The 6,227-nt window shown below is 62.0% G+C and carries 6 protein-coding genes and 1 pseudogene; 2 read left to right on the forward strand and 5 right to left on the reverse strand.

Going from position 1 to position 6,227, the window contains the following annotated elements; all coding sequences use genetic code 11:
• A partial coding sequence (locus Q8N40_RS05450; protein ID WP_305711088.1) for a TRAP transporter substrate-binding protein occupies positions 1–1,046 on the forward strand: 1,046 nt, incomplete at its 5' end.
• A gap of 67 nt (positions 1,047–1,113) precedes the next feature.
• Here the strand turns inward: Q8N40_RS05450 and Q8N40_RS05455 are convergent.
• The 4 genes from Q8N40_RS05455 to Q8N40_RS05470 all read right to left on the reverse strand — a co-directional run bounded on the left by Q8N40_RS05455 (position 1,114) and on the right by Q8N40_RS05470 (position 5,757).
• Positions 1,114–2,772 (reverse strand): TRAP transporter large permease subunit, encoded by a 1,659-nt coding sequence (locus tag Q8N40_RS05455; RefSeq protein WP_305711089.1) that lies wholly within the window; start codon positions 2,770–2,772, stop codon positions 1,114–1,116.
• 29 nt (positions 2,773–2,801) lie between these two features.
• A complete protein-coding gene (locus Q8N40_RS05460) occupies positions 2,802–3,383 on the reverse strand; it encodes a TRAP transporter small permease subunit (RefSeq protein ID WP_305711090.1) in 582 nt (193 codons plus the stop codon).
• A 224-nt stretch (positions 3,384–3,607) separates the two neighbouring features.
• Positions 3,608–5,221, reverse strand: coding sequence for a TRAP transporter large permease subunit (locus tag Q8N40_RS05465; RefSeq protein WP_305711091.1), 1,614 nt, complete (start codon positions 5,219–5,221; stop codon positions 3,608–3,610).
• A complete protein-coding gene (locus tag Q8N40_RS05470; RefSeq protein ID WP_305322609.1) occupies positions 5,218–5,757 on the reverse strand; it encodes a TRAP transporter small permease subunit in 540 nt (179 codons plus the stop codon). The genes Q8N40_RS05465 and Q8N40_RS05470 overlap by 4 nt, the downstream gene beginning before the upstream one ends.
• A gap of 1 nt (position 5,758) precedes the next feature.
• Between Q8N40_RS05470 and Q8N40_RS05475 the strand changes: the two genes are divergently transcribed.
• On the forward strand, positions 5,759–5,956 hold the full coding sequence (locus tag Q8N40_RS05475) for a hypothetical protein (RefSeq protein ID WP_305322607.1): 198 nt from the start codon (positions 5,759–5,761) through the stop codon (positions 5,954–5,956).
• Positions 5,957–6,073: 117 nt separating this feature from the next.
• Here Q8N40_RS05475 and Q8N40_RS05480 read toward each other — a convergent pair.
• A pseudogene (locus Q8N40_RS05480) lies at positions 6,074–6,227 on the reverse strand (GTP 3',8-cyclase MoaA); the annotation flags it as partial.

Raw genomic sequence — 6,227 nt, forward strand, 5'->3', positions numbered from 1 at the left:
TGGGTGCCGCCGCCATGGCCGCCCCGGCGATCGCGCAATCGACGCCGGAAATCAAATGGCGCATGGCTGCGAGCTGGCCGAAGTCGCTCGATACGCTGTTCGGCGGCGCGGAGATGATGTGCAAGATGGTGGCCGAGGCCACCGACAACAAATTCCAGATCCAGATCTTTGCGGCGGGCGAAATTGTTCCCGGCCTGCAAGTGCTCGACGCCGTGCAGAACGGTACCGTCGAATGCGGTCACACCGCGTCGTATTACTACTTCGGCAAGGATCCGACCTTCACCTTCGGCTCGGCCGTGCCGTTCGGTCCCAACCAGCGCATCAACCAGGCCTGGTACATGCAGGGCGGCGGCAAGGAGCTCCTGAACGATTTCTACAAGGGCTTCAACGTCCACTCGCTGCTCGCCGGCAATACCGGTTCCCAGATGGGAGGCTGGTTTCGCAAGGAGATCAAGACGGTCGATGATCTCAAGGGCCTCAAATTCCGCATCGGCGGATTTGCCGGGCGCGTACTGCAGAAACTGGGCGCCGTGCCGCAGCAGATCGCCGGTGGCGACATTTATCCCGCGCTGGAAAAGGGCACCATCGACGGTGCCGAATGGGTCGGGCCCTATGACGACGAGAAGCTCGGCTTCTACAAGGTCGCGCCGAACTATTACTATCCCGGCTGGTGGGAAGGCGGCCCGATGCTGCTGGCTTACGTCAACCTCGATAAATGGAATGCGCTGCCGAAGCATTATCAAAGCGTTCTCGAGCAGGCCGGCCATTTCGCCAACAGCTGGATGATTTCGAAATACGACCAGGGCAATCCGCCGGCGCTGCGCCGGTTGCTCGCCGGCGGCACCAAGCTGCAAGCCTTCCCGCCGGCCATCATGGAAGCCTGCCTCAAGGCCGCGAGGGAGTTGCACGCCGAAACGGCCGCGGCCAATCCGAACTTCAAGAAGGTGCTGGAATCGCTGACCGCCTTTACGAACAACGGCTACCAGTGGTTTCAGGTCGCCGAAATCGGTTACGACAACTTCATGGCGCGTCACTCCAGGGGCTGATGCCCACTGCCGTCAAGCGACAAAAAAACCCCGGAGCGAAAGCTCCGGGGTTTTGCTTGCCGGCTTGCTATTGCTTCGCCGGCGGCCCGAAGTCCAGCGGAGGCAATTCCAGCAGCGGAACCTCGATCTGGATCGTGTTGGGATCGATCGTCGATGCGGCGCCCTTGTAGTGCATCACCATCTGCGGGAACGCAATCACCAGCCCGACCATGATGCACTGGATCACCACGAACGGCACCGCGCCCCAGTAGATCTGGCCCGTGGTGACCGGATCCATGCGGATGCCCGTGACCCGGTCGATATAGGATTCCTTCGGCGCCACCGAGCGCAGGTAGAACAGCGCGAACCCGAACGGCGGATGCATGAACGAGGTCTGCATGTTGACGCCGAGGATCACGCCGAACCAGATCAGGTCGATGCCAAGTTTTTCGGCGGCCGGCCCGAGCAGTGGAATGATGATGAACGCCAGTTCGAAGAAATCCAGGAAGAACGCCAGGATGAACACCAGCGCGTTGACGAAGATGAGGAAGCCGACCTGCCCGCCGGGCAGCGAGGTCAGCAAATGTTCCACCCAGACATGGCCGCTGACGCCGTAGAAGGTCAGCGAGAACACCCGGGCTCCGATCAGGATGAAGATGACGAAAGCCGATAGCTTGGCGGTCGATTCGGTTGCTTGCCGGATCAGGTCCCAGCTCAGCCGGCGCTTGGCGGCGCCGAGCAGCAGCGCGCCGGCCGCGCCCATCGCGCCGCCCTCGGTCGGCGTCGCGATGCCGATGAAGATGGTGCCGAGCACCAGGAAGATCAGGAACAGCGGCGGCACCATCACGAAGGTGGTCTGCTGGGCCATGGCTGACAGGAATCGGTATCCGGTGAACTTGTCGAGGACCCAGTTCAGTACCGCCACGAAGAAGGCGAACAGGATGCCGAAGAACATGCTGAGGACGACGAAATCCGCGCCAGTCGTCTTCGAGCCTCGCATCGCGAGCCAGGCGAAGGCGACGCTGGCGACCGTAAGCACACCCAGTGAAGCCAGTCCGCGGCTGCCATCCTTCTCGCGGAAGCCGATCGCCTCCGGCGGCAGGCCCGGCGCCGCCTTGGGAAAGATCATAGAGACGAGAAATGCGTAACCCGCGTAGAGGCCGGCGAGCACCAGTCCCGGAATGAACGCGCCCTCGTACATGTCGCCGACCGACTTGCCGAGTTGGTCGGCCATCACGATCAGCACCAGCGAGGGCGGGATGATCTGCGCCAGCGTGCCGGAAGCCGCAATCACGCCGGAGGCCACGCGGCGGTCATAGCCGTAACGCAGCATGATCGGCAGCGAGATCAGGCCCATCGAAATCACCGAAGCGGCGACGACGCCCGTGGTGGCCGCGAGCAGGGCGCCGACGAAGATGACCGCATAGGCGAGGCCGCCGCGGATGGTGCCGAACAACTGCCCGATGGTGTCGAGCAGGTCCTCCGCCATTCCGGACCGCTCGAGTATCAGTCCCATGAACGTGAAGAATGGAATCGCCAGCAGCGTGTCGTTGCTCATCACGCCGTAGACGCGTTCGGGAAGCGCCTGCAGGAAGTCCGGCCGGAACTCGCCGAGTTCGATGCCGACGAAAGCGAAGATCAGGCCCACCGCGCCGAGGGCGAAAGCCGCCGGATAACCGAGCAGCAGGAACACGACCAATGCCACGAACATGATCGGCGCCATATTGGCGATAACAAAAGCTGACATCTGGTTTCCCCTGCGACCCTATCCTGCGGTCAGCGTTTTTCGATCGCTTCGATGAGATGCTCGACCTCGGCCTCGAGGGCGTGCACCTGGGTTGCATGCGGATCCGGGATCAAGCCGCGCATCACGGCAACTCGCTTGATCAGCTCTGAGACGCCCTGCACCATCAGCAGGATGAAGCCGATGATGATCAGCGACTTGGCGGGCCATTGCGGCAGGCCGCCCGCGTTGCTCGATTGCTCGTTGACCTCGACCGAGCGCATGAAGAACGGGCCGCCGGTGATGATCATGACGATGCACAGCGGGATCAGGAAAAAACTGTGACCGACGACGTCGATCCAGTCCCGCGTTTTTTTCTTCATCATGTTGCTGATGATGTCGATCCGGATGTGCTCGTTGTCGAGCAGGGTCCATGGCGCGCAGAACAGGAACACGATGCTGAACAGCAGCCATTGCAGTTCGAGCCAGGAATTCGACGACACGTCGAAGGTTTTCCGGATGATCGCGTTGACCGTGGCGACGACCACCGCCACCAGGATCAGCCATGCCAGGCGCTTGCCCACCCATTTGGTGAACGCGTCGATTGCCCGGCTCATTTTCAAGAGCGATTGCAACGAAATCCCCTCCCAGTCGCGCCTCTGCCCGTCTTTCCGGCGTCCGACAGACGCAGCGGCTTATCCCGCCCGGCTAGCATGAAGCGTCCCTACCATTCCAGCGCGCGAAGCCGCCGTCAATTGGAGTTTGTTGATATTGAAGAGGAATATTCGCCCGAGGTAACGCCGTGCCCAGTCCGCAGGCGGAGCCGGCGGCAAGTTTCGTATTGCCCTCCGGGGAGCCGCTACTGGGGCTTTCCAAACGTATTGAAATCCGGCGGCGGCAGTTCTTCCATTTCCGGAATCACGATCCTGACCTTGCTGATGTCCTCGGCGCTGATCGGCTTGTCGAGCAACGCCGTCACGGTCCACGGGAACGCGATTACCAGCACAACCATGATGATCTGCAAGCCGATCCAGGGTACGGCGCCCCAGTAAATATCCGAGCTCTTGACCGATCTGGGCGCGACGCCGCGCAGGTAGAACAGCGCGAAGCCGAATGGCGGGTGCAGGAACGAGGTCTGCATGTTGACGCAGAGCATGACGCCGAACCAGATCAGCGCCGCGTCGGCGCCGACCACCGGCGTCAGGATCTTCTGGGCGATCGGCGCCACCATCGGCAGGATGATGAAGGCAATCTCGAAGAAATCCAGGAAGAACGCCAGGAAGAAGATGAAGACGTTGATGAAGACCAGGAAGCCCCATACGCCGCCCGGCAGCGAGGTCAGCATGTGCTCGAGCCACACCCCGCCCGAAACACCGAGGAACACGATCGAGAAACAGGTCGAGCCGATCAGGATGAACACCACCATGGTGGTCAGGCGCATGGTGCTTTCGTAGCCCTGCTTGATCAGGCTGCGCAGTTCCGGGATGCGCACCGCCTCGAGGCAAACCCAGACCACGGCGAAATAGGCGAACACGAAGGTCAGCTTGAACAGCAGACCCTGCGTCAGGAAAATTCCGATGATGGCGCCGATGCCCATTGCGATCACGCCGGCAATCAGGATTTTCTGGCCGGTGCTGCTGAACTCCTTGCTGTGGATTGCCGCCAGAACGATCGCGCCGACCGCGCCCATGGCGCCGGCCTCGGTGGGAGTGGCGAGGCCCAGCATCATGGTGCCGAGCACGACGAAGATCAGCACTGCCGACGGGATGATGCCCATCAGGCATTTGCGCCACAATGGCCAGCCCCGCAGCGTGAGCTGGTCGCGCGGCACCGGCGGCACATGGTCCGGCTTGATCAGGCCGAGCATAAAGGTGTAGCCGGCGAACAGCATGATCTGCAGAACCGACGGGCCCCATGCACCGAGATACATGTCGCCGACCGACTTGCCGAGCTGGTCGGCGAGCACGATCAGCACCAGCGACGGCGGCACCAGCTGAGTGATGGTGCCCGAAGCCGCCAGCACGCCGGTGATGTAGCGGATGTTGTATTTGTAGCGGATCATCACCGGCATCGAGATCATCGCCATCGCGATCACCTGCGCCGCCACCGTTCCGGTGATGGCGCCGAGGATGAAGCCGACGATGATCACGGAATAGCCGAGGCCGCCGCGGATCGGCCCGAACAATTGGCCCATCGAATCCAGCATGTCTTCGGCGAGGCCGCATCGCTCCAGGATCGCGCCCATGAACGTGAAGAAGGGGATCGCGAGCAGGAGCTCGTTGGACAGCACGCTGCCGAAGATCCGGCCCGGAATCGCCTGCAGGAACACGAAATCGAAGAAGCCGAGATAGATCGAGAGAAAGCCGAACAGGAATCCGACCGCCGCCAGCGTGAACGCCACCGGGAAGCCGATCAGCATCGCCAGAATCAGGCCGCCGAACATCAGCGGCGGCATCATTTCCAGCGTAATCATTGCATCGGTCTCTCGTATTTGGCGTCGATGGTCACGAGGTTCTGCAGCGCCGCGATGCGCTTGATGACCTCGGATACGCCCTGCAGCGCCAGCATGACGAAGCCCAGGGGAACGACGATCTTGATCGGCCAGCGCAGCAGGCCGCCGGCATTGCTCGACGCCTCGCCGACGGCGTAAGCCTGCATGAAGAACGGCCAGGACAGCCAGGACAGCAGCAGGCAGGCCGGAATCAGGAACACCAGCGTACCGATCAGATCGAGCCAGAGCTGGCCGCGCTCGGACAGCATCAGATAGAGGATCTCGACCCGCACATGCTCATTGCGCTTGAAGGTGTAGGACGCGCCGAACATCACCAGGATGGCGAACATGTACCACTGCAGCTCGAGCCAGCCGTTGGATGAGTAGCCGAAGGCGTAGCGGATCATCGCATTGCCGGCGCTCACCAGGCAGGCCGCCAGCACCAGAATGTTGCAGACGTTGCCGATCTTTTCGTTGAGCAGGTCGATGCCGCGGCTCAGCGCCAGTAACGGACGCATCATGTTCGCCCGGTCGCTCGCCGGCTGTGCGGATCCGGCGCTTCAGCGCATTTCGTCTCGCCGCTGTGTTTCGCGCAAATGGCGCCACGGCTTGTTGTTTGCTGCGATGGCAACGATCATTCCCCCTGACTTGAGCTTTCGCCGACTTGACCGCGCCCTTGAGAGCGCGGTGGCCTTTTTTCTGGTCGTGCAAGCATAAAGCCGCCACACCATTTCAGCGCGGCGGGGCAGCGTCAATTGGAAAATGAAGATCTTGCGACGGCCATGTGATCGCGTGAGCCCGCGATGTGACAGCGCGGCAACAGACTTGATCTCTTCAGCCGCCGGTGACGCTCATATGCCGGCTGACGCTCGGGCGGTTGTGCCGGCGATCGATGATGAAGTCGTGGCCCCGTGGTTTCAGGCCGACGGCGCGGTCGATCGCGGCGGAGAGCAGGTCGTTGTCGGCGGAGGCCCGCAGCGGCTTGCGC

This window comes from Bradyrhizobium sp. (assembly GCF_030693485.1).
Classification (GTDB): domain Bacteria; phylum Pseudomonadota; class Alphaproteobacteria; order Rhizobiales; family Xanthobacteraceae; genus Bradyrhizobium.